Raw genomic sequence first — 23,799 nt, forward strand, 5'->3', positions numbered from 1 at the left:
AGCTACTCGCAAAATAGAGGTAAAAAAAGCTCTGGAAAACTCCAGAGCTTTTTTTGTAATGTATTTTTAGCTTTTTCGACTTAAAATTTAAAAGTAAAAACTATGAGTGCACTTTGGTATTTTGAAGATGTTAACTTATTTAAAATATTATGCCCACATAAATATCCTGCCTATAAAGAAACACATACTTTAAGTCTTTATAAAAAGAAAGACTATATCTATTTTGAAGAAGATGTCGCAAATAAAATTTATTTAATAGATAAAGGAAAGGTTAAACTAGGTTATTATACAGAAGAAGGAGAAGAAGTAATTAAGGCTATTTTAACCAAAGGAGAAATATTTGGAGAAAAAGCTATTTTGGGTATTGAAAAACGAAATGAATTTGCTCAATCTATAGATAATACAACAGAAATTTGTCCAGTATCACGAGAAACTATGTATTCTTTGATGAGAGATAATATACCTGTAAGTTTTAAGATTTATAAATTTATTGGTTTGAGAATAAAAAAGTTAGAAAGAAGGCTTCAGTTATTATTCTTTAAAGACACACGTACTCGCTTATTAGAGTTTTTTAAAGAGTTGTGTGAAGAATATGGACATGAATGTGAAAAAACTGGAGATCAAGTAATAGAACACCCATATACACAAAAAGATATAGCAACACTTATAGGTACTTCAAGGCCAACTTTAAACACCTTAATGAACGAGTTAAAAGAAGAAAAAATTATTAATTTTAATAGAAAGGAGATACGACTACTTAAAAAAATAGCGTAAGTGTAAGCTAGCTAACATTTTATTAGAAAAACTGCAAGTAACTTTGTTTTTGTATAAACTCAAAATTACAAAAACAATGAAAAAAATACTTTTAACAATAGCAGCAGTAAGTGCGTTAACTTTTGTTGCCTGTAATGATGATGACGATAATACACCAAAAACATCAAACTTAAGTTTAAATGTTAATGGTCTAGAGAATTTAGGAACTGATTATGTGTATGAAGGTTGGATAATTGTAGGAGGAGCTCCTGTATCAACAGGAACTTTTAATGTAAATGATTCAGGAGAATTGTCTGAAAGCTCTTTTGTAGTTGATTCTGACATGCTATCAGCAGCAACTACATTTGTTTTAACCATTGAACCAGCAAACGACCCAGATCCAGCACCAGCAAATACTAAAGTGCTAGCAGGAGATTTTTCAGGAAATTCAGCAGGAATATCATCTACAGGAATTGTAGGAGACTTTTCAACTTCAACAGGTAAATACATTTTAGCTACCCCAACTGATGGAATGATGAATAATGAAAGAAGTGGTATTTGGTTTTTAGACTTAACAGGAGGGAGTCCTGCAACAGGACTTTCTTTACCAACTTTACCTGAGGGCTGGAAATATGAAGGTTGGGTAGTTATTAATGGTACGCCAATTAGTACAGGAACTTTTACAGATGTAGCAATGGCAGATGATAATGCAACAACAACACCATTTAAAGGTAATGAAAATAATGGACCAGGATACCCGGGAGAAGATTTTATACAAAATGCTCCAGATGGATTTATTTTTCCAACAGATTTAAGAGGAACAACAGCTGTTATTTCTGTTGAACCCTATCCAGATAACAGTCCAGCTCCATTTACATTAAAACCTTTAGCACATGGAGTACCAGCAGATGCAGAAGATCATGTAACATTTGATATGGAAGCAGGGCCTGTTAGAGAAATTAGAGGAACAGTAACACGATAGAATAATTTGTGTAATTTACATATGTAAGAGTAATCAATTATCTTTGATTACTCTTTTTTATATATAAAACTATTTATGACAGATTTTTTTAAGAATATATCTCAAAAACCATTGCATGTAATTAATGCTAACATATCTTTTAATGAGTACATTCCAATTTCAATAGCTGCATCTAACAAAGAGTTAACTTTTGACGTTTCTTCATCAAAAGAATGGGAAGCATATTTAGAAAACTACTTTTTTAAACATAAAAAAACAGTTGCTTTTGGAGGATATTTAGAAGTAAGAGATATTTATAATAGAAGTGAACATTTTAATAAATTATCAGAAGAAAATCAACGAAATATTCATTTGGGAATTGATTTGTGGTGTGATGCAGGTACAGATATTTTAGCAGTATTAGATGGAGAAATTCATAGTTTTAAAAACAATGTAAACTATGGAGATTATGGACCAACAATTATAATCAAACATTCAATAGAAGGAAATGAATTTTATTCATTGTATGGTCATTTATCCTTAGAATCTTTAAAAGACATATCAGTAGGTAAAAAAGTTAAACAAGGAGAGAAAATTGGAACTTTAGGAGATAGTTCTGTAAATGGAGATTATGCTCCGCATTTACACTTTCAGTTAATAATAGATATTGAAGATTATTATGGAGATTACCCAGGAGTGTCTTCAAAAAAGACGTTGGATTTTTACAAGCAAAATTGCCCTAATCCTAATTTATTATTAAAATTGCCCCATGAAACCCTCATAGATGGATTAAGCAAAACAATATAATCGCCCTAAGTAAAGAGAATGAATAAAAGTTAGGGTCAGTTAATTATTAAAATTTGAATTTTTGAAATATAGACAACTTACAAAGGAGCAGTTTGAAGGACTACACGAAGAGTTCGCACGTTTTTTAGCATCACAAAACATTGATAAAAAAGAATGGGATGAATTAAAAAAAGAGAAACCACATGTGGCAGAAGATGAAATGAATGTATTTAGCGATGTTGTTTGGGATGATGTATTAACCAAAACAGAGTACTTAGAACATTTTTCTCCAAATTTAGTAAACCTATTTAAATGCGAAGAAAAAGAAATGCATCGCATTGTGATAAAAATTGATAAAGAGGTTAATGTTTTAGAGCAAGAAGGATTTGAATGGCTATTAAAAAATCCAAATGATGAAGCAATTGAGTTTTTAAGAGGCTCAAAAGCATATCAAGAAGAAAGAAATGCTGAAATTTTTGACTTAATTGAGAAAGGAAGTACTATTTCTAAAGGAGAACTGTACGAGTATTTTGATCGATTAACATCAAATTCATAAAGCCTTATTAAGTATTGTAATTAACTTATCAGTACCAGAACTAGCAACGTCTTCAATAATAGTTAAGTTATTGAAGGCGTTTTTATTTACAGCAGGTTTAGGATCTATAAAATAAATTGGTGTGTTATGCGGTACATAATTAACCAAACTAGCCGCAGGATATACTTGCATAGAAGTCCCTATAATTACTAAAATATCAGCTTGTAAAGTAATTTCAGCAGCTTTTTCCAATAATGGAACATCTTCACCAAACCAAACAATATGTGGGCGTAATTGAGCTTTTTCTTCACAAACATCTCCTAAAGCAATATCCTTTTTCCAAGGATATACTAAGTTTTCATTTTGGGTACTACGTACTTTTAATAGTTCACCGTGTAAGTGAATCACATCAGAACTACCTGCCCGTTCGTGTAAATCATCTACGTTTTGCGTAATAATATCAACTTCAAAATTATTTTCTAAAGAAACTAGATTATGATGTGCTTTATTAGGAGAAACTTCTAAAAGTTGCCTTCTACGCTGGTTATAAAAATCTAACACTAACTCAGGGTTAGCACGAAACCCTTCAGGTGAAGCCACCTCATAAATATCATGTCCTTCCCATAAACCATCAGCATCCCTGAAAGTTTTAATACCGCTTTCAGCACTAATACCAGCACCTGTTAATACAACCAATCGTTTTTTCATAAATATAAATTTTGTTGCAAGTTTAAGAAAATAAATACAGGGCTATCGCTCTGCGCTTAAAAATAGGAAAAATTACTATGTTTGTTGTATGATTGATGAAGAATTATTAGCCTATTTAGAAGGCTACATTACTGAGAAAAGAAAAGAAACCTTTTATAAGGTTTTAAATGAACGCACACGTCATTTCACGGTAGTGTTAGAAGATATTTACCAACCACACAATGCCAGTGCGGTGGTGAGAAGTTGCGATATTTTTGGAGTACAAGATGTGTATGCAATTGAAAATAAGTTTACGAACAAGGTTTCAAGACATGTAGCAAAAGGAAGCCAGAAATGGTTAGACATCCACCGATATAAAGAAGATGGAGACAATACCAAAGCTTGTTTAGAAGATTTACGAGCAAAAGGATACCAAATTATAGGAACCACTCCACATACTGATTCGTGTATTTTACCCGATTTTGATGTGACAAAAAAATCTGCATTTGTTTTTGGAGCTGAAAAAGATGGGATTTCAGATTATATCAAACAAGAAGCGGATGGGTTTTTAAAAATACCAATGGTAGGTTTTACCGAGAGTTTAAACATATCAGTAGCAGCAGCTATTACTTTACAAGATGTAACTACACGTTTGAAAAGAACAGATATGCATTGGCAACTTTCAGAAGAAGAAAAGAAAGTATTGTACTTTAAATGGATAAAAAATACGATTAAAAATCCAGAGAAACTGATAGAGTACTATTATAAAGAACTTACTTAGAAGTCAATATTTTACATACTAATTCTTTGGTTAACGGTTGTCCGTTAGCCATTTTTTTGATGTTTTCAAAAGTAAACACAAAGCCACAACCATTTTTATACTCAGAACATCCATAGGCAGACTTACCTTTTAAAACAGTTCCTTTATTACATTTAGGGCAGGTTATTTTTTCACTGTCATTACGAGGAGTTTGTGACGAAGTAATCTCTTCTTTTGTAGTATCTCCTTTTTTAGGTTCAAACTTTAAATTGAAGTTATCATCAAAACGAACCAAACCTTCTACTTTTTTATCTTCCTGTTTGAACCCTTTTAAGTTGGTTGTGCATCCTTTATCAAGTAAACGAATTAGTTGGTTTTCGGATATTTTTTTATCCATAAATTCAAAAGCCAACGTAAAATCACAACCATTTTTATAAGCAGAACAGCCATAAGCAGCACTTCCTTTTAATAATTGTCCTTTTTTACATTTTGGACATTCTTTACCAACAACTGTTTTCTTTTTAGAAGCTGTTTTTTTAGGTTTTTGTTGTGTTTTTTGAGCTTCGTAAGAAATTCGCTTGGTTTTAGAACTCGAACGTACTTCGTAGACCAAATCGTCTACCATTTTTTTCATCTGATTGATAAACGTAGCAGCATGGTATTCACCACGTTCAATTTCTTTCAGACGTTTTTCCCATAGTCCTGTTAATTCGGCAGATTTTAAAAGCTCGTTATCAATTAAATCAATCAAATCGATACCAGTTTGGGTAGGAATAATTAACTTTTTTTGGCGTTCAATATATTTTCTTCTAAATAACGTTTCAATAATACTCGCACGTGTAGATGGTCGTCCAATACCATTTTCTTTCATCAATTCACGCATTTCATCATCATCTACTTGCTTACCAGCAGTTTCCATGGCACGTAACAAGCTCGCTTCGGTATAATTACGAGGTGGTTTGGTTTCTTTTTCTAAAAAAGAAGGTTCGTGCGGACCTTTTTCTCCTTTTTCAAAAGTTGGAAGCACATCTTTCTCTTCTGTTTTTTTAGAATCGTTTCCATATTCAAAAACAGCTCGCCAACCTTTGGTAAGTATTTCTTTTCCTGAAGTTCTAAAAGGCACTTTATCAGCTTCACCTTTAACTTCAGTTTTTGAAATATCGCTATCAGGATAAAACACGGCAATAAATCGTTTTACAATAATATCATATACCTGTTGTTGGTTGTATTGCAGATTGATTTCTACTCCTGTAGGAATAATGGCATGGTGATCGGTAACTTTCTTATCGTTAAAAACTTTACTCGATTTACGTATTTTTTTTCCTAATAAAGGTTGTGTTAACGAAGCATATTGTTTTAGTCCTTTTAAAATATTTGGAACCTTAGGATAAATATCATTCGGTAAAAAAGTAGTATCCACTCTAGGGTATGTAACTACTTTCATTTCGTATAATTTCTGAACAATTTTTAAGGTTTCATCTGCTGAAAACCCAAATTTGTTGTTGCAGTATACCTGTAAACCTGTTAAGTCAAAAAGTTTAGGTGCGTATTCTTTTCCTTTTTTCTTAGTAACCGAGGTTATTTCAAAATCACTTTCTTTTACTTTATCAGCGAAAGCTTGCCCTTCTTCTTTTTTAAGAAAACGACCTTCTTCACAACTAAATAAGGTTTCACGATATTGAGTTTGTAACTCCCAATAAGGTTCAGGTTTAAAGTTTTGAATTTCCTTATAACGATCTACCAACATAGCTAGGGTAGGAGTTTGTACCCTACCAATAGATAACACTTGTTTGTAACCGCCAAATTTTACAGTGTACAAACGAGTAGCATTTAAACCTAATAGCCAATCACCAATAGCACGAGAAAATCCCGCGTAATATAAATTATTATAATCGTCGTTGTCTTTTAGGTTTTCAAATCCTTCTTTAATTGCTTCTTCCGTTAGAGAAGAAATCCATAACCGTTGGATTTTACCTTTATAGTTTGCTTGATTGATAACCCATCGCTGAATAAGTTCTCCTTCTTGTCCAGCATCCCCGCAGTTGATAACCACATCGGCTTTTTCAAATAAAGACTTAACAATTTTGAACTGTTTCTGAATACCACTATCATTAGTAACTTTCGTTTCAAAACGCTCAGGAAGCATCGGTAGGTTATTTAAATCCCAGCTTTTCCAGTGCGGTTTGTAGTCTTTAGGCTCTAAAAGTGTGCATAAATGACCAAATGTATACGTAACTGCATAGCCGTTCCCTTCGAAATATCCATCTCGTTTGGTACTGGCTCCTAAGATATTAGCAATCTCACGGGCTACACTAGGTTTTTCGGCGATACAAACTTTCATGAAAGTAATTTAGAGGGTCGAAATTACTAAATTATTTATGAATGTAGAATCTTACTTTTTATAATACTTAATATTTAAAATAGTTGGTATATTTAAAAAATAAAAAAATCGTTTTTAGCTATTTTTAAAAACAAAAATAAAAAAGAATGAAAATAACAGAACTTATAAAACCTAATACATTTAATAACGAGAACCATTGGTATCCTAAGGTGCTGAATGCTACAATTCATCCAATGGTAAACTTTTTTTTAAACCTTGATAAAGAACGAATTATTGCTAGGTATTGTCACTTACATCCAAAAGTAAATGCAGATAAACTTAGAGAAATTTTATCGTATGAATGTAAGTACTTTTTATGGGGAGGAGCAGATTTGATTAACTCAACATCGGCAGATGGAGATAAAAATATGGTTATTATAGAGAATAACTCATGCCCATCAGGTCAAAAATCAATGCCTTTGTTAGATGATAATAAAGAAGACGGAGTATATCGCTTGTTAATTGAAAGAACGTTTAAACCTATCTTAGAGAAAAAGCGAAAACTTGTTAAAGATGGTAGATTAGCGGTATTTTATGATAAAAATTATATGGAAACATCAGGTTATGCAGCTGTTATAGCTGATGTTTTTAAAGAAGATGTTTTTCTTGTACCTTATTATTCAAATAAAGATAACGATCATATAAAAATAGAAAATGAAATTTTTTATCTAAAACAAGAAGAAGAATGGATTCCGTTACGAGGTATTTTTAGATATGTAACTCAAAAACCATGGAATAGATTCCCAATTAATAGTAAAACAAAGATTTTAAACCCTATTATTACTTGTTTGGCTGGAGGAAGAAATAAAATGGTAGCTGCCAAAGCATATGATATTTACAACACAGAATTAGAAGAATATGGAATGAAAATAAATATTCCAGATACTATTTGGGATGTTAGCAAGAATGAAATTCCGTTGTGGGTAAAGAAAATGGGAGGACAAGCAGTTATAAAAATACCTTATAGTAATGCAGGACAAGGAGTTTTTACGATTGTTAACGAACAAGAACTAGAAGAGTTTATGAAGTTAGAAATCGAATATGAACGTTTTATTGTACAAAGTTTAATAGGTAACTATAATTGGAGTTCAGTAAGCACAAAAGGCAAATATTATCATGTTGGTACAATGCCAAATGCTAAAGGAGAAACGTTTGTATCAGACATTCGTATGATGATTAGTAGTACAAAAGATGGAATAAAACCATTGTGTATGTACTCGAGAAGAGCATTGCTACCGTTGGAAAACGACTTAGAAAGCAGTAAAGATTCTTGGCAAATGTTAGGAACTAACTTATCGGTTAAGTTAGGTGAAAATGAATGGACGTCAGACACTAATCGTTTGTTAATTATGGACAGAAGAGATTATAACAAACTAGGTTTAGGTATAGACGATTTAATAGAAACTTTTATACAAACTGTACTTTCTACCATTGCTATCGACAAAATGTGTATTAGTTTAATAAACTCGAATAAAAAGTTTAAAAAGAAACTATTTACTTCATTAAACAACGATAGTACGCTGTTAAACGAATTATATTAAAAGTATGAGTATGGGACACCAGATTGAATATATTACCGAGTTTGATGTGAATCAAACACCTAAAAATTCTATTAAAAATTATTGGTTAAAGGTTACTTCTAACGCAATGGGAATTCCCACGTGTATTCCTGTCATGGTAGCTAGAGGAAAAGAAGATGGTATTGTATTGGGACTTACAGCTGCGGTTCATGGAAATGAATTAAACGGAATATCAGTTATTCAGCGATTATTTAAAGATTTAGATACAGAAAATTTAAAAGGAACAATTGTAGGAATTCCTGTGGTGAATGTACCTTCGTTTGTTCGAGGGACAAGAGTTTTTAGCGATGGGGTAGACATTAATAGAATAATGCCAGGAAAAGATAATGGAAATACCAGTGAAGTATATGCCAATCGTTTTTTGAATTTGGTAGTAAAGAAGTTTGATTATTTGTTAGACCTACATACAGCTAGTTTTGGTAGAGTGAATTCATTTTATATTAGAAGTGATATGAACAATAAAGTCACCAAAAAATTAGCCTTATTACAAGATGCTGAAATTATAGTACATACACCACCATCAGACGGTACTTTACGAGGAGCTGCAGAAGAGTTAGGAATCCCATCTATTACTATCGAAGTGGGTAACCCAAATAGTTTTCAAAAGAAAATAATTAAAAGTGGAGTAGCAGGAGTACATAATGTATTGGCATATTTAGGAATTACGGATGATGAATATGAAACCTCTAAAAGAAATACAATAGTTTGTAAAAAATCCTATTGGTTATACACACAAGAAGGAGGGTTGCTCACAGTACATGTAGATTTACGAGATATTGTAGAAGAAGGAGATCATATTGCTACACTACGAGATGTGTTTGGTAATAGAATTAAGAAATATTACGCTCCAGAAAGAGGTGTTGTAGTAGGAAAGAGTGTAAACCCCGTAAATCAATCAGGTGGACGTATTATTCATTTAGGGATTATAAAATAACTATCAAAAAGGCTGTTTTAACAGACCTTCATTTTAATGTATTAGTAAAAAAGAATATAATTTATTTCATAAAAATTATAAGAAATTTAAAAACATCAAACTCGCCAATTGGCGAGCTTGATGTTTTTAAAAAAGTTTAGCAGAAAAATTACTTCATTTCAGCAATAAACTCTTTGTTCATTTTCACATAATCAGCATTTCCAGCTTTTTCAGCACCTGCTAATGAAGCTTTAGCTGCTTTAACAGCACCTTTTTTATCACCAGCTTTAGCTAAGATTAAAGATTGTTGACGTAAGTACCAAAAGCGAGGTTGGTCTTTAGTCATGTCAACCGCTTTGTTAATCCAATTTTTAGCTTTGTTAATATCTTTTCCTTCTTGTAAATAGTAAACAGCAGAAGAAAAATAATCGTTAGCAGAAGGACCTCCCATTACTTGAGCAATGCTTTTTTCTACCGCTTTATCAGTAGGAGTATTGAATTTTACACCAACGTAAGCATTTTCCCATAAAATACCTAATACGGCAGAATCGTTTGTTAAGTCATCAATACTCATTGTAAACGTTTCAATTTTCATAGGCATAGCTTCAACTTTTGCAGTCGTAGATACAGCTACTTTAGAGTCATCCCACTTTTTTGGAGTTCCCCAGTTATTAGTATCAGAATAAAAAATTACTTCCCAAGAATCTTTTCCTGGTTTTGTATACAAAGCATATGTGCCTTTTTTTAATATTTTACCGTCAATAGTAACATCATCGCTAAAACTAACTTTAGTATTTTGATTAGCTCCTGTTCTCCAAACTTTTCCATAAGGAACCAAATCTCCAAAAATAGTTCTTCCTTTCATACTAGGTCTAGAGTACTCAACTGTTACATCTGTTAAACCAACACTTTGCTCTAATTTAGCAGAAGGACTAGGTGCTGGGGTTTTTAATTGCGCATTAATACTTGTTGAAATTGCAACAACAAATAAACTTAAAAGTATTTTTTTCATGATAAAGGTTTATTTAGAGTATAAAATTACCATCTTATATTATGGTAAAATGTTAACAAAAACTTAAATTTATTGTTTATAAACATGTTTAATCGTAATATTGCAATATTATAATAAAACGATAAAAATGTTAACAAAAAAATTAAGCTTTTTAGATAAAAATTTAACGTTATGGATTTTTGTAGCTATGATGTTAGGAGTTAGTATAGGATATATATACCCTGAAATATCCGGTAAAATAAATGCATTAAGTACTAACTCAACTAATATACCCATTGCAATTGGGTTAATTTTAATGATGTACCCTCCTTTAGCAAAAGTGAATTATGCGTTATTACCAAAAGTGTTTACAAATAAAAAAATACTACTAACTTCACTTTTACTTAATTGGGTAATTGGCCCTGTTTTAATGTTCTTTTTAGCGTTATTTTTTTTACATGATTATCCAGAGTATATGACTGGGTTAATTTTAATAGGTTTAGCCCGGTGTATAGCTATGGTTTTGGTTTGGAATGATTTAGCTGAAGGAAGTAGTGAGTATGGAGCAGGTTTGGTAGCTTTAAATAGTATATTTCAAGTATTTGCTTATAGTTTTTATGCGTGGATGTTTATTACTATTTTGCCCCCTTATTTTGGCTTTGAAGGTGTCGTAGTAGACATATCTATTTTAACAATTGCAGAAAGTGTAGCTATTTATTTAGGTATACCATTTATTATGGGAATTTTAAGTAGATATATTTTAGTGAAGTTAAAAGGTGAAGAATGGTATAATACCAAATTCATACCTTCTATATCTCCATTAACTTTAATAGCTTTATTATTTACTATAATAATAATGTTTTCCTTAAAAGGAGAGTTAATAGTTAAAATACCTTTAGATATTTTATTAATAGCAGTTCCTTTATTACTGTATTTTGCTCTTATGTTTATTATCGGCTTTTTTATAACCAAAGCTACAGGAGCTACTTACGACAAAACAACAGCTGTAGCTTTTACTGCGGCAGGTAACAATTTTGAGTTAGCAATTGCTGTAGCAATTGCTGTATTTGGATTAAACTCAGGAGAAGCTTTTACAGGAGTAATAGGGCCTTTAGTAGAGGTTCCAGCATTAATTTTACTAGTAAAAGTATCTTTTTGGCTGAAGAAGAAATATTTTAGTAAAAATTAAATAGAGATTAAAATATCTTACATCCTTAAATAAAAAAATCAATACTTCTAAGTATTGATTTTTTTATTTAAGAACTATAATACAATTAAGAGTATTTCTTCTTCCTCCAGTAATTAAACCCAAAGCCAAACAGAGCTAATAAAACTAAGGGAATACCAATATTCATAAATTGCCAAAAACGTTTTTCAGTAAAAGCACGTTGTTTATCCAATAAGTTAATTTGAATGGTTTTATTGCGTAATTGGATCAATCCAGAATCGTCTAATAAATAATCAATAGCATTGATTAAAAACTCTTTATTACCAAACTGTTCTCCTGTCCATTTATCTAAGGACAAATCGTGAGGTTTTCCTTTTAAAATCTGATTTCTACCTACATCACCGTCAGCAATTACAATCATTTTATTGTTTGTACTCTCAGCTTTAAAATCAGGAGCGTCAAAAGGTTTCATTCTGTTTTTATAAGCAGAAGGAATGTTACCTTCTATAAGAACAGCTAATAATTGTGGACCTGAAGCAAATTCATTTTCTTTTGGTTCTTTGGCGATACTTTGTAACTCAATAAAGTTGGGAGTTCCTGTTTGTTTGGTAAGTACAGAAGTTACTAATAACGGAGTCTTTTTTAAGTTTCCTTTCAAAGTATCTATTTGAGTAGCAAAACGAAAACGAACAGGTGCAACATTTTTAGTAATCGGGTGGTTCGGATTGCCACTAACTAGTGGATGATAAAACCAATTTAAGTGTTGAAACTGTGTTTGATTTCCTACATTTCCTGTGGCTAACGGAATTTTAGCTGAATACAAATCTTGAATGAGTTTATTGTTTACACGAACTTGATATCCAAACAATAAGTCCGTTAAATTCAAATCACGAGGAAATGCTAACATTTTTCCTTCATTGTATAAACTATCAGTATCCGCATAGTTATTATCTAGCATCCATAAACTTTTACCACCGTTTGCTATAAACTGATCAACGGTAAGCTTTTCCTCTTCTGTAAAACGCTCGGTAGGTTTAGCAATAATTGCTAAATCGTATGCTCTTAAGTCTTTTAAGGTTTTTTGCGGATTATTAGCAACACTATCTAATGTAAACTTAGCTAAACGATATTTTTTACCAACTTCACTTAACAAACTATATTGATAAATATCTTGCAACTCACCATTACCAGCTAATACCGCTATTTTTTGTCTTTCTTTTAAAGTAACATTATGTAATGCATTAGCAAAAGAATACTCTAACTTTTCAACAGCATTTTGTAGCTGAGCTTCTTGAGTCTTAGCAATTGAGTTAGGAAGTAAAGAAATTAACTCTACTTTTTTACCATAAGTGATTTCAGCCCAAGGAAAAATAATAGCTTCAGATAACTTTCCATCTTCTTCTACAGTTAACTGGCTAGGCATCATTCCTCTTTTTACCAAACGTTCACGAATATTATCAGGGTTGATAAAACGGAAACGAATATTGGCGTTTTTAGCTTGTAATTCTTCTAAAAACTGGCGTGTCTCTATTTGTAAACGTTTAAATTCCGCAGGAAAATCACCTTCTAAGAATACATGAATCGTTAGTGGGGTATCAATTTTATCAATAAGATTTTCACTTACTTCAGATAAGGTATAACGTTTGTCCTGTGTTAAATCGAAACGTTTGTAAACTGAATTAGCGATGTAATTAACAATTAACAGTCCGATAAGGGCTAATGCAATATGTTGTAATTTCTTATTCATTTTTTAACTGTTGTTTAGTGATGAATAAAAAGAAGAATGTAACACTGATAAAATAGATTAAATCACGAGTATCTATTACACCACGACTAATGCTTTTAAAGTGTTCGTTAATACCAAATTGTTGTAAAGTGTATCCTGAGTTTCCTAAAGAAGAACCTACAGCATCAAAACCATAGAATAAAGCAAAAGTGATAAATACACTTAAAATAAATGCCACAATTTGATTTTTGGATAGGGTAGAAGTAAACAATCCAACAGCTGTATAAGTTGCTGCTAAAAATAATAAACCTAAATACGAACCTATAGTACTACCTACATCTAAATTTCCAACAGGACTTCCTAATTGATATACAGTATATGTATAGGTTAATGTTGGTAATATGGCGATGACAACTAACAAAAGAGAAGCAAAAAACTTACCCAGTACAATTTGCCAATCGGTAAGCGGTTTCGTTTTTAGAATTTCAATAGTTCCGCTATTAAATTCATCAGCAAAACTTTTCATTGTAATAGCAGGAATCAGGAATAAGAACAACCATGGAGCTAAATAAAAAAAGCTATTTAAATCGGCAAACCCCGCATTTAAAATGTTGAAATTGTCTTTAAATACCCATAAAAATAAGCCATTCACAAGTAAAAATACTCCAATAACCAAATAGGCAATGGGAGAGGCAAAAAATGAGTTAAATTCTTTCTTTAGTAGTGGTAACAATGTATAACTATTTTAGTTGTTTATAATGTTTAGTTATTTTCATAGAGGTATTGACTAAGGTAGCGATTCAACTTTATCTACACTCCAAACAAGTGGTTTATCATTAAATAGTATTTTGGTTTGTGCCCAAATTCCTTTAAATAAATCAGAATTTCTGTAGTTTTCTAAATCTTGCTCAGTATTCCAATAACTATAAGTGAAAAATATATTTGGATTCGTTTTGTCTCTATACAACTCTAATAAACGGCAACCAGGTGAATTTCGTATAAACTCTTTTTTGGAATTAAAGTTGTTTAAAAATTCTTTAATTTTTTCTGGCTTAAAACTCATTTTTACAATTCGTACAAACATATATTTTAATTAATAGGCGTAAATTCTGGCTTAATAGGGTTTTCAAACTCAACAGTAATAGTGTCGCGATATTCTAAACCAAGTAGAGTAGAGGCGCCACCAACCGTTTCTAAATTACTTCGGTAAATAGCAATTTCTAAAAAGCCAGCAGAGTTGAAAATAGCCAACTTTTCACCATCATATTGTCGTTTATCAGTTACCGAAAAATCAACAATTTCATTATATCTGCTGTAAATTTTAGAAAAAGTATAACGTCTAGCCGTAACTTTATAATCACGACCTTTTCCAATAGTATTAAATTGTTTTTTACTAATGTTAGTAATTACATTTCCATAATTATCAATGTAAATAACACCACCCGCAATAATAGTTTGCTGCTCGTTTACTTTAGGCTTAATTTCAACAATCTTTTTATACGTGTCAACCTCTCTGCCAATAACACTTAAACTACCACCACGAGCAATATGAGAAGCTACTTGCACAAAAACGTCTAACACAGGAAAGCTACTCTCAATACGATCGTGAATATTAATTTCAAAAATTTTAGTAGGTTTAATTTCAGAAGCAATCATTGAAATTAGTCCGTTGTCAGGACAAATAAAATAATGATTATCCAATTCTAAGGCAATATGTTTATTATCCACACTTAACTCTGAATCTACTCCAATAACATGAATTGTTTTGTCAGGAAAGCTTTTATAAGCATTCTTTAAAATATAAGCAGTTTCAGTAATGTTAAAAGGAGAAATTTCATGCGTAATATCAACAATCTTAGCATCGGGTAACTCAGAATAAATAGCTCCTTTTACAGCCCCTACAAAGTGGTCTTTCGTTCCAAAATCAGTAGTTAATGTAATAAGAGACATTAATTTAGGTGTTTGTTAATTAATCTGTGAAAAATTATGCTGAAATTTTAAACAAAACTACGTAATTCAAGAAAAATAATCATTATTTTTAGTGTGAATAATATTAAAACTTTTATCATTTGAACGAACGCGTAATTGAATTAACAGAAATCAACCCAAACGATTTTTTTGGAGCTCAAAACAGCACTATTACTCAGTTAAAAACATTCTTTCCTAAAATAAAAATAGTTGCTAGAGGAAATAAACTTAAAATTTTTGGCGAACCTGAATTGTTAAATGAATTTGAAAAGCGGCTAGAGATGCTTATCAAATACTTTAACAGATACAACAAGCTAGATGAAAATAGTATTGAGCGAATTTTAACGTCAACAGGAAAGGAAGAAGAAATAAGAAAATCTGGAAATGCAAAAGACGTTTTAGTACACGGTGTTAGTGGAAAACTAATAAAAGCGCAAACAGCTAATCAGCGTAAAATGGTTGAGTTAATGCAAAAAAACGATATGTTATTTGCAGTAGGTCCCGCAGGTACAGGTAAAACATACACAGCAGTCGCTTTGGCCGTAAAAGCATTAAAAGAAAAAGAAGTAAGACGAATTATATTAACAAGACCTGCGGTGGAGTCAGGTGAAAACTTAGGGTTTCTTCCTGGAGACTTAAAAGAGAAACTAGATCCATACATGCAACCTTTGTACGATGCCTTACGAGACATGATTCCACATGAAAAACTAGAATCACATCTTGAAAAAGGAGTCATACAAATAGCACCTTTGGCTTTTATGCGTGGACGTACTTTAGACAACGCTTTTGTAATTTTAGATGAAGCACAAAACACCACTCATGCACAAATGAAGATGTTTTTAACACGTATGGGAATGCATGCAAAGTTTATCATAACTGGAGATCCAGGTCAGATAGATTTACCAAGAAGACAAGTTTCTGGATTGAAAGAATCGTTATTAGCGTTAAAAGATATTGAAGGAATTGCGCAGGTGTATTTAGATGACAAAGATGTAATCCGCCATCGATTAGTTAAAAAGATTATTACAGCTTACAAAAGCATAGAAACGGAATAAAGTATGTTTAAAAACTTGGGATTTCAAGAATATTTATCGGTAGGGTATATATTTTTGATTGCTTTAGGCTTAGTTAGTGATACCATTTTTTATCGTTATCTAGATATAGATTATTTACAATACATAACTATCACAGATACACTTTTGTCTCCTATTTCATTATTAGCTAACAATTGGGCGTTGTCAGTAATTCTTATAGTATTTTCTATGTCTTTGTATTTCCTTATTAAAAACTCAGTGAAAATAGAAGAAATACTAAAGAGAGTAAAATGGTTGAAAAAGAGAATTGAAGCAAATAAAAAAGCAAAAAGAAAAGAGTACGACAACAAGTCAGCTTTTATAGTTTCTGTTTTTATTATGGTGTTTTCTTTATTGTTAGGGTTTAGGCTAGGAATGGGGATAAATTATAAAAAACGTTTAGCAGAAGGTAGGCTTAAGAATAATATAACATTAGTTTTTAAAGATGATTCTCAACTAAAAGCTAAAAAAATAGGTCAAAATAGTGCTTATATTTTTTATGTAGAAGAAGGGAATACATTTGTAACTGTAACACCTATTTTAGAAAATATAAAACAAATAAAAACTATTCAAAAAGAAGAGTAGAATACTTACATTTGCGGGCAACAACACAACAACATACTAATGAATACAATTAACGAAACAAGTTTCCAGTTTCAAGGGCAAAAAGAAGTTTATAAAGGAAAAGTAAGAGAAGTATATAACATCAATGATGATTTATTGGTAATGATAGCTTCTGATCGTCTTTCCGCTTTCGATGTAATCTTACCACGCCAAATTCCTTTTAAAGGACAAATTTTAAACCAAATTGCTACAAAAATGATGAACGATACTGCGGATATCGTTCCAAACTGGTTATTAGCAAACCCAGATGAAAATGTAGCAGTAGGTCATTTATGTGAACCTTTTAAAGTAGAAATGGTAATCCGCGGATATTTATCTGGTCATGCAGCTCGTGAATATGCAGCAGGAAAAAGAATGCTTTGTGGAGTAGCAATGCCTGAAGGAATGAAAGAAAATGATAAATTCCCAGAGCCAATTATTACACCATCAACAAAGGCAGATAATGGAGAACACGATGAAGATATTTCTCGTGAAGATATTTTAGCAAAAGGAATTGTTTCAGAAGAAGACTATTTAGTATTAGAAGATTACACAAGAAAGTTATTTCAAAGAGGGACTGAATTAGCTGCTAAAAGAGGATTGATTTTAGTAGATACCAAATATGAGTTTGGAAAAACTAAAGATGGTAAAATTGTATTGATTGATGAAATCCATACACCAGACTCTTCTCGTTATTTTTATGCTGAAGGATATGCAGAACGTCAAGAAAAAGGAGAGAAGCAAAAACAACTATCAAAAGAGTTTGTGCGTCAGTGGTTAATTGAAAACGGATTTCAAGGAAAAGAAGGGCAAGAAATTCCTGAAATGTCTGATGAAAAAGTTATAGAGATTTCAAATAGGTACATTGAGTTATACGAACAAATCACAGGAGAAACCTTTGTAAAAGCAAACACCGAAAGCGTACTCGAAAGAATAGAGAAAAACGTAACTACGTTTTTAAAAAATAAATAATAAAAAGAGAGGCTTTTGCCTCTCTTTTTATTTAAAATTATCTTAAAAGAATCCCATTAACAAACAAGCATTTATATTTTTTGTAACTTACACGATAAAAACAAAAATTAGCAAAAATGCCAAATTATACATTAAAAATTAACGGAAAGTCGGTATCCTTTGAGGCAGATGCTGATACACCATTGTTGTGGGTTTTACGAGATGAACTCAATATGGTTGGAACTAAATTCGGTTGTGGAATAGCACAATGCGGAGCCTGTACTGTTCATGTAGACGGAACAGCAATGAGAAGTTGTCAATTACAAATTTCTATGTTAGACGGTGAAGAAATAACAACCATTGAAGGGCTATCAACTGAAGGAGATCATCCGTTACAAGAAGCTTGGAAAGAAGTAGATGTTCCACAATGTGGTTACTGTCAAGCAGGTCAAATTATGACAGCAGCTTCCTTTTTAAAAGAAAATCCAAAACCTTCTAAAGAAGAGATAAGAGAAGCAATGCAAGGTAATATTTGTCGTTGCGCTGCATACAATAGAATAGAAAAGGCAGTTGCATTGGCTGCAGATAAAATGTCTTAAAAACTTTCAATCATGAGTACACAAGAAAAAAACTTTACGTTTAGCAGAAGAAATTTTTTAAGAACTTCTGCATTAGCTAGTGGTGGTATTATGATTGGATTTAATCTATTTACTGCCTGTAAACCTAATGTAAAACCATCTGTAGATGTAGAAAACTTAAATTTCAACGATTTTAACGCATTTATAAAAATATCTGATGAAGGCTATGTAACTATTTACTCTCCAAATCCAGAGATAGGTCAAGGGGTAAAAACTTCAATGCCTATGATTATTGCAGAAGAGTTAGATGTAGAATGGGATAAAGTACATGTTGCACAAGCTCCTTTAGATACCAAAAACTATAAACGACAGTTAGCAGGAGGTAGTCAATCAATTCGTCATGGCTGGACAGCGCTTAGAGAAACAGGAGCAACTACAAAACAAATGTTAATTAATGCGGCAGCAGTAAAATGGGGAGTAGATGCAACTACTTGTTCAGCTTCAAAAGGAATTATTACAAATGCAAAAGGTGAAACGTTAGGATATGGTGAAGTAGTAAAAGAAGCTGCTACTTTAGAAGTACCAGAAAACGTCGCTTTAAAAAAGCCATCTGAGTTCTCCATTATTGGTAAAAATGCTATAAATGTTGATGTAGAAAAAATAGTAACAGGAAAACCTTTATTCGGTTTAGACTATAAAGAAGAAGGTATGTTGTACGCATCTGTAGTAAGACCTCCTTCTTTTGGACAAGAGTTAGAGTCATACGATGCAGCAGAAGCAAAGAAAGTGTCAGGAGTAATAGATGTTATAACAATAGGAGAGAAAGCAAGAAACTTTATTGAGTCAGGAAAAGCTAATTGGACGTTTAAGTTAACGAAAACGGATAAAGTAGTTGTACTAGCAGAAAATACATGGGCGGCAATTAAAGGAGCAAAAGCAATTAAAACTGTATGGAAAGATAATTCTGAGTTAGAAGATACAAAACTTCATAATGAAAAGCTAACAAAATTATTAGAAGCGAGTGACTTAGATGTAAGAAGAGAAGACGGAAATGTAAGAAAAGCTTTTGCAGAAGCAGATAAAGTTATCGAACGTACCTATCATTCACCTTTCTTACCACATAACTGTATGGAACCAATGAACTTTTTCGCAAGTGTAACACCAGAAAAAGTACACCTAGTTGGTCCTGTACAAACACCAGAATATGCAGCAATGGTTGCAGCAGAAATGTTAGGGCGTAATTTGGAAGAAGTTCATGTAGAAATGACCCGAATGGGAGGAGGTTTCGGAAGAAGATTATATGGAGATTTTGTTTATGAAGCGTTGGAAATATCTGATAAAATACAAAAACCAGTAAAAATGGTTTCAACGAGAGAAGACGATGTAACTAGCGGAACATATAGGCCAGCAATTAAATATAGAATCGCAGCATCAATAAAAGACAGAAAAATAACAGGATACCATTTGAAAGAAGCAGCCGTAAATGATAATATGTACGGATTAATACCACATTTTTTTCCTGCAGGATGTATTCCAAACTATAAAGTATCAACTGGAAATTACAAGAGTAATATTAGTACAGGAGCTTGGAGAGCACCATATACTAACTTTTTAGGCTATGCAGAACAAAGTTTTTTCGATGAATTAGCGGAAGAATTAGAGATAGATGCGGTGCAGTTACGTTTAGAATTGTTAGAAAATGTAAAAGCCACAGAAGATAAAAGAATAGAGTACTCAGGTAAACGAATGCAAGACACTATAAAGTTAGCAGCAGAAAAAGGGAGCTGGGGAAAATCTAAAAAAGGAGTTTATCAAGGTTTTTCAGCTTATTACAGTCATAATACCCATGTAGCTGAAGTTGCAGAGGTAGAGCTAAAAGATGGAGTACCGGTTGTAACAAAAGTAGTTACAGCGGTTGATTGTGGTATAGTTGTTAATCCAACAGGAGCTATAAACCAAGTAGTAGGAGGAGTTATTGATGGTATTGGACACGCAATGTATGGAAACTTAACTTTTAAAGAAGGAGCACCTTCAAGTAGAAATTTTGACAACTATAAGCTTATAAGAATGAATGAAACACCTAAAGTAGAAGTTCATTTTGTGCAAAATGAATTATCACCTACAGGTTTAGGAGAACCAGGCTTACCACCAGCAGGAGGAGCAGTTGCGAATGCAATACATAAAGCTTTAGGAAAAAGACTATATAAACAACCTTTTGTAGAGGAATTAAAATCGAACATTTTATCTTAAAAATCAAAGAGCTTTATAGGTATGCCAAAGTAGTATGTTTGTTATTTATTGAAAATGAAACACTCGGTAATTTTTGAAAATCTGTTAAAAAGCACTACTTTCGCAACCTATAAAAATCAAAAATAACAATGGTTAAAGATTTATTTGAAAGAATTAAAGGAGATAAAGGACCTTTAGGAAAATGGGCGGATAAAGCAGAAGGATATTATGTGTTTCCTAAATTAGAAGGACCAATCTCTAACCGCATGTCTTTCAATGGAAAAAAAGTAATAACTTGGAGTATTAACGACTACTTAGGATTAGCAAATCATCCAGAAGTGTTAAAAGTAGATGGAGAATCTGCTGCTACAGATGGTATGGCTTACCCTATGGGAGCTCGTATGATGTCAGGTCACACTAAATACCATGAACAATTAGAGCAAGAATGTGCTGAATTTGTTGGTAAAGAAGCAGCTTATTTAGTAAATTTCGGATACCAAGGAATGGTATCAGCAATTGATGCCTTAGTAGGAAAAGACGATATCATAGTATATGACATGGATACACATGCATGTATTATTGATGGAGTTCGTTTACACGCAGGAAAACGTTTTGTATATCGCCATAACGATATAGAGAGCTGTGAGAAAAATTTGAAGCGTGCCACCAAAATGGCAGAAAAAACAGGAGGTGGAATTTTGTTAGTTTCTGAAGGTGTTTTCGGTATGCGAGGAGAACAAGGGCGTTTAGCAGAAATTGTAGCCTTAAAAGAAAAATATAACTTTCGTTTATTAGTAGATGACGCTCATGGGTTCGGAACATTAGGAGAAGGAGGAAGAGGAACAGGGTTTGAACAAGGAGTACAAGACGGAATAGATGTATATTTTGCAACATTTGCAAAATCTATGGCAGGAATTGGAGCATTCTTTGCAGGAGACAAAGATATTGTTCAATACCTACAATATAATATGAGATCACAAATGTTCGCTAAATCATTACCAATGCCGATGGTAAAAGGAGCATTAAAACGTTTGGATATGATTCGTACCATGCCTGAACTAAAAGAAAACCTTTGGAAAATAACCAATGCGTTACAGTCAGGTTTACGTGAAGCAGGTTTTGATTTAGGAACAACACAAACATGTATCACACCAGTATACCTAAAAGGAGAAATTCCAGAAGCCATGGCAATGGTAAATGATTTACGAGAAAACCATGGAGTGTTTTGTTCAATTGTAGTATACCCAGTGATACCAAAAGGATTAATAATATTAAGATTAATTCCAACAGCACGTCATACAATTGAAGATGTAAATGAAACAATTGAAGCTTTTTCTGCAATTCGTGAAAAGTTAGAAAACGGAACTTATAAACAAGTAGCAGCTTCAATTATGGCAGAATAGAAAGAAACTGCAAAAAAATAAATAAAAACTCATGAAATACTTCATGAGTTTTTTTGTTTTAAAAGAGAAATGATACATTTGAAATCCTTTTGCTTATCAAAATAAAATGAAAAAAATACTATTCATACACTTATTATTATTTGTAGCAGGATTAAATGCACAAATTAAAGATACATTACCAAACTTTAACAATGAATATATTTTGGTAAAAGAAGGAGACAGTTTAATGATAAAGTTAAACGAGGTAACTGTACTTCCAAAGCATAAGTTTAAAGAAAAAAAAGATATTCTTTATTATTATTGGCTTCGAAAAAAAGTATTCAAAGCATATCCTTATGCAATTTTAGCAGCAAAAAGAGTAGATAGTGTAAACTCACGTTTAGCTAGAATTAAATCAAAAAGTAAAAAAATAAAGTATATAAAAAGAATTCAAAAGTATTTAGAAGAAGAGTTAACAGCTCCCTTAAAAAAGTTAACAAGAACAGAAGGAAGAATTTTGTTAAAGCTAATTCATCGTCAAACAGGAAAAACAGCCTTTGCTAATGTAAAAGAGTTAAGAAGTGGTTGGAAAGCCTTTTGGTACAATACTACAGCAAATTTATTTAAACTATCATTAAAGTCAGAGTATAAACCTGAAGCGGAAAACGAAGATTATTTAGTAGAGGACATTATACAGCGAGCATATATAGAAGAAAAGTTGGAGTATCAAGAGCCTAAATTACGAAAGAATTATTTAGTAATTGTATCCAAAAGTAGAGGATATATTGATGTATCCGAGTATAAAGAGATGTTTTCGAAGATGCGAAAGAAGCGAAAACGAAAGAAAAAGTAAAAAAATAAAGAATTCAAATTCTTACTAAAGTTGATAATTAAGTACTGTAATAGTTATATGTACTTCCATGTTAGAAGCATTAAAATAGTAATAAATATAGTAAACAAAGGTAGGAGAGAAGTATAGGATAAAAAACTTTCGGGTGTAACTAATTATATAATAACGTATTAATAAATATTTTAAAAAAAAGGTTTAAAAAGTGCTTGTTAAGTGGGGAAAGGTGTCTATATTTGCACCCGCCAACGGAGAAGCGCTAAGTTTTAAAGTTAGCAAAAGTTCATTAAAATAGGGGTGTAAGATATTTAAAGAAAAGGTTAAAAAATAGTTTAACAAATTCTTGTTTATTAGGAAATAAAGTGAGTATCTTTGCAGTCCGAATTTTAGGGAAGCAGTTCATTAAAATAGTGTAGCAAATCAAACGAAAAAAACTTTAAAAAAAGTTTTGTCAGATTAAAAAGAGTTTGTAGTTTTGCATCCGCTTTCACAAAGCGGCACGATCACAGAAATTTTGGAAGACGATAAGTTACTAGTTCGAGTCTAGTGTTTCTACAAGAGGATGAGTCGTAAGATAAGTAAAAACTTGTCATTGGTGACTCGCCACAAGTTCATTGAAAATATTGAAATTGACAGCGTAATTAAAGAGTAGAATTACCGGTAGTAGTTTAAGAGATTAAGCTATTATAAAATTCTTTTGGAACTTAACATTAATAATATTAAAGATTATACAATGAAGAGTTTGATCCTGGCTCAGGATGAACGCTAGCGGCAGGCTTAACACATGCAAGTCGAGGGGCAGCGAATCTAGCTTGCTAGATGTCGGCGACCGGCGAACGGGTGCGTAACGCGTATAGAATCTGCCTTGTACAGGAGGATAGCCTTTAGAAATGAAGATTAATACTCCATAATGTTTAGAGGTGGCATC

Annotated in this window: 22 protein-coding genes and 1 rRNA gene (1 of these 23 running past the window's edge); 16 read left to right on the plus strand and 7 right to left on the minus strand. The window is 32.0% G+C overall.

The annotated features are described in order from the left end of the window. Window positions 1-102: 102 nt before the first annotated feature. The 4 genes from D6200_RS02690 to D6200_RS02705 all read left to right on the plus strand — a co-directional run bounded on the left by D6200_RS02690 (window position 103) and on the right by D6200_RS02705 (window position 3,056). The gene (locus tag D6200_RS02690; RefSeq protein WP_073183507.1) at window positions 103-774 is read left to right on the plus strand and encodes a Crp/Fnr family transcriptional regulator; all 672 of its coding nucleotides are present in this window, start codon (window positions 103-105) and stop codon (window positions 772-774) included. A 76-nt stretch (window positions 775-850) separates the two neighbouring features. Further along, window positions 851-1,735 carry an anti-sigma factor gene (locus D6200_RS02695; RefSeq protein WP_073183505.1) on the plus strand — a complete coding sequence of 295 codons (885 nt, stop codon included), beginning with the start codon at window positions 851-853 and terminating at the stop codon, window positions 1,733-1,735. A 75-nt stretch (window positions 1,736-1,810) separates the two neighbouring features. After that, window positions 1,811-2,521 carry a peptidoglycan DD-metalloendopeptidase family protein gene (locus D6200_RS02700; protein WP_125064361.1) on the plus strand — a complete coding sequence of 237 codons (711 nt, stop codon included), beginning with the start codon at window positions 1,811-1,813 and terminating at the stop codon, window positions 2,519-2,521. Between the two features lie 61 nt (window positions 2,522-2,582). Beyond that, window positions 2,583-3,056: a DUF6495 family protein gene (locus tag D6200_RS02705; RefSeq protein ID WP_073183503.1), complete on the plus strand. Its 474-nt coding sequence runs from the start codon at window positions 2,583-2,585 to the stop codon at window positions 3,054-3,056. On the opposite strand, the gene D6200_RS02710 is transcribed toward D6200_RS02705, so the two are convergent. Next, entirely contained in the window at window positions 3,051-3,743 is a 693-nt protein-coding gene (locus tag D6200_RS02710; RefSeq protein WP_073183501.1) for an SIR2 family NAD-dependent protein deacylase, read from the minus strand. The genes D6200_RS02705 and D6200_RS02710 overlap by 6 nt on opposite strands. Window positions 3,744-3,831: 88 nt before the next feature. On the opposite strand from D6200_RS02710, the gene D6200_RS02715 reads away from it, so the two are divergent. Further along, window positions 3,832-4,503, plus strand: a complete 672-nt coding sequence (locus tag D6200_RS02715) for a TrmH family RNA methyltransferase (RefSeq protein WP_073183499.1) — start codon at window positions 3,832-3,834, stop codon at window positions 4,501-4,503. Here the strand turns inward: D6200_RS02715 and D6200_RS02720 are convergent. Next, window positions 4,496-6,823 carry a type IA DNA topoisomerase gene (locus D6200_RS02720; RefSeq protein WP_073183497.1) on the minus strand — a complete coding sequence of 776 codons (2,328 nt, stop codon included), beginning with the start codon at window positions 6,821-6,823 and terminating at the stop codon, window positions 4,496-4,498. The two genes, D6200_RS02715 and D6200_RS02720, sit on opposite strands and share 8 nt — an antisense overlap. A 146-nt stretch (window positions 6,824-6,969) precedes the next feature. Here D6200_RS02720 and D6200_RS02725 point away from each other — a divergent pair, with 146 nt between their 5' ends. Together D6200_RS02725 and D6200_RS02730 are read left to right on the plus strand one after the other, a co-directional pair. Beyond that, window positions 6,970-8,403, plus strand: a complete 1,434-nt coding sequence (locus tag D6200_RS02725) for an ATP-grasp domain-containing protein (protein WP_073183495.1) — start codon at window positions 6,970-6,972, stop codon at window positions 8,401-8,403. A gap of 10 nt (window positions 8,404-8,413) precedes the next feature. Then, entirely contained in the window at window positions 8,414-9,376 is a 963-nt protein-coding gene (locus D6200_RS02730) for a succinylglutamate desuccinylase/aspartoacylase family protein (protein WP_047790598.1), read from the plus strand. A 148-nt stretch (window positions 9,377-9,524) separates the two neighbouring features. On the opposite strand, the gene D6200_RS02735 is transcribed toward D6200_RS02730, so the two are convergent. Continuing rightward, window positions 9,525-10,367: a DUF2911 domain-containing protein gene (locus tag D6200_RS02735; RefSeq protein ID WP_073183493.1), complete on the minus strand. Its 843-nt coding sequence runs from the start codon at window positions 10,365-10,367 to the stop codon at window positions 9,525-9,527. A 127-nt stretch (window positions 10,368-10,494) separates the two neighbouring features. On the opposite strand from D6200_RS02735, the gene arsB reads away from it, so the two are divergent. Continuing rightward, window positions 10,495-11,535, plus strand: coding sequence for an ACR3 family arsenite efflux transporter (gene arsB, locus D6200_RS02740; RefSeq protein WP_073183491.1), 1,041 nt, complete (start codon window positions 10,495-10,497; stop codon window positions 11,533-11,535). Between the two features lie 85 nt (window positions 11,536-11,620). Here the strand turns inward: arsB and gldG are convergent, their stop codons facing one another. Genes gldG through D6200_RS02760 form a run of 4 tightly spaced genes read right to left on the minus strand, consistent with a single transcriptional unit; the run spans window position 11,621 to window position 15,190 of the window. After that, complete coding sequence (gene gldG / locus D6200_RS02745; RefSeq protein WP_073183489.1) at window positions 11,621-13,261, minus strand: gliding motility-associated ABC transporter substrate-binding protein GldG; 1,641 nt, start codon at window positions 13,259-13,261, stop codon at window positions 11,621-11,623. After that, window positions 13,254-13,973 (minus strand): gliding motility-associated ABC transporter permease subunit GldF, encoded by a 720-nt coding sequence (gene gldF / locus D6200_RS02750; protein WP_073183487.1) that lies wholly within the window; start codon window positions 13,971-13,973, stop codon window positions 13,254-13,256. Before gldF ends, gldG begins: the two co-directional genes overlap by 8 nt. Window positions 13,974-14,027: 54 nt before the next feature. Continuing rightward, a complete protein-coding gene (locus tag D6200_RS02755; protein ID WP_073183485.1) occupies window positions 14,028-14,324 on the minus strand; it encodes a putative quinol monooxygenase in 297 nt (98 codons plus the stop codon). Between the two features lie 5 nt (window positions 14,325-14,329). Beyond that, window positions 14,330-15,190 (minus strand): SAM hydrolase/SAM-dependent halogenase family protein, encoded by an 861-nt coding sequence (locus tag D6200_RS02760; RefSeq protein ID WP_047790604.1) that lies wholly within the window; start codon window positions 15,188-15,190, stop codon window positions 14,330-14,332. Between the two features lie 119 nt (window positions 15,191-15,309). Here D6200_RS02760 and D6200_RS02765 point away from each other — a divergent pair, with 119 nt between their 5' ends. The 8 genes from D6200_RS02765 to D6200_RS02800 form a co-directional block, all read left to right on the plus strand. After that, window positions 15,310-16,263 (plus strand): PhoH family protein, encoded by a 954-nt coding sequence (locus D6200_RS02765; protein ID WP_073183483.1) that lies wholly within the window; start codon window positions 15,310-15,312, stop codon window positions 16,261-16,263. A gap of 3 nt (window positions 16,264-16,266) precedes the next feature. Next, window positions 16,267-16,866, plus strand: a complete 600-nt coding sequence (locus D6200_RS02770; protein ID WP_073183481.1) for a hypothetical protein — start codon at window positions 16,267-16,269, stop codon at window positions 16,864-16,866. A 39-nt stretch (window positions 16,867-16,905) separates the two neighbouring features. Further along, window positions 16,906-17,856, plus strand: coding sequence for a phosphoribosylaminoimidazolesuccinocarboxamide synthase (locus D6200_RS02775; RefSeq protein ID WP_073183479.1), 951 nt, complete (start codon window positions 16,906-16,908; stop codon window positions 17,854-17,856). 116 nt (window positions 17,857-17,972) lie between these two features. Then, entirely contained in the window at window positions 17,973-18,434 is a 462-nt protein-coding gene (locus D6200_RS02780; RefSeq protein ID WP_047790608.1) for a (2Fe-2S)-binding protein, read from the plus strand. Window positions 18,435-18,446: 12 nt separating this feature from the next. Then, window positions 18,447-20,663: a xanthine dehydrogenase family protein molybdopterin-binding subunit gene (locus tag D6200_RS02785; RefSeq protein WP_073183477.1), complete on the plus strand. Its 2,217-nt coding sequence runs from the start codon at window positions 18,447-18,449 to the stop codon at window positions 20,661-20,663. Window positions 20,664-20,791: 128 nt separating this feature from the next. After that, window positions 20,792-22,045 (plus strand): aminotransferase class I/II-fold pyridoxal phosphate-dependent enzyme, encoded by a 1,254-nt coding sequence (locus D6200_RS02790; RefSeq protein ID WP_047790610.1) that lies wholly within the window; start codon window positions 20,792-20,794, stop codon window positions 22,043-22,045. A 106-nt stretch (window positions 22,046-22,151) separates the two neighbouring features. Beyond that, window positions 22,152-22,877: a DUF4294 domain-containing protein gene (locus D6200_RS02795; protein WP_125064362.1), complete on the plus strand. Its 726-nt coding sequence runs from the start codon at window positions 22,152-22,154 to the stop codon at window positions 22,875-22,877. Between the two features lie 724 nt (window positions 22,878-23,601). After that, a 16S ribosomal RNA gene (locus D6200_RS02800) occupies window positions 23,602-23,799 on the plus strand (it continues 1,324 nt past the right edge of the window).

It is taken from the genome of Tenacibaculum mesophilum (assembly GCF_003867075.1).
Classification (GTDB): Bacteria; Bacteroidota; Bacteroidia; order Flavobacteriales; family Flavobacteriaceae; genus Polaribacter; species Polaribacter mesophilus.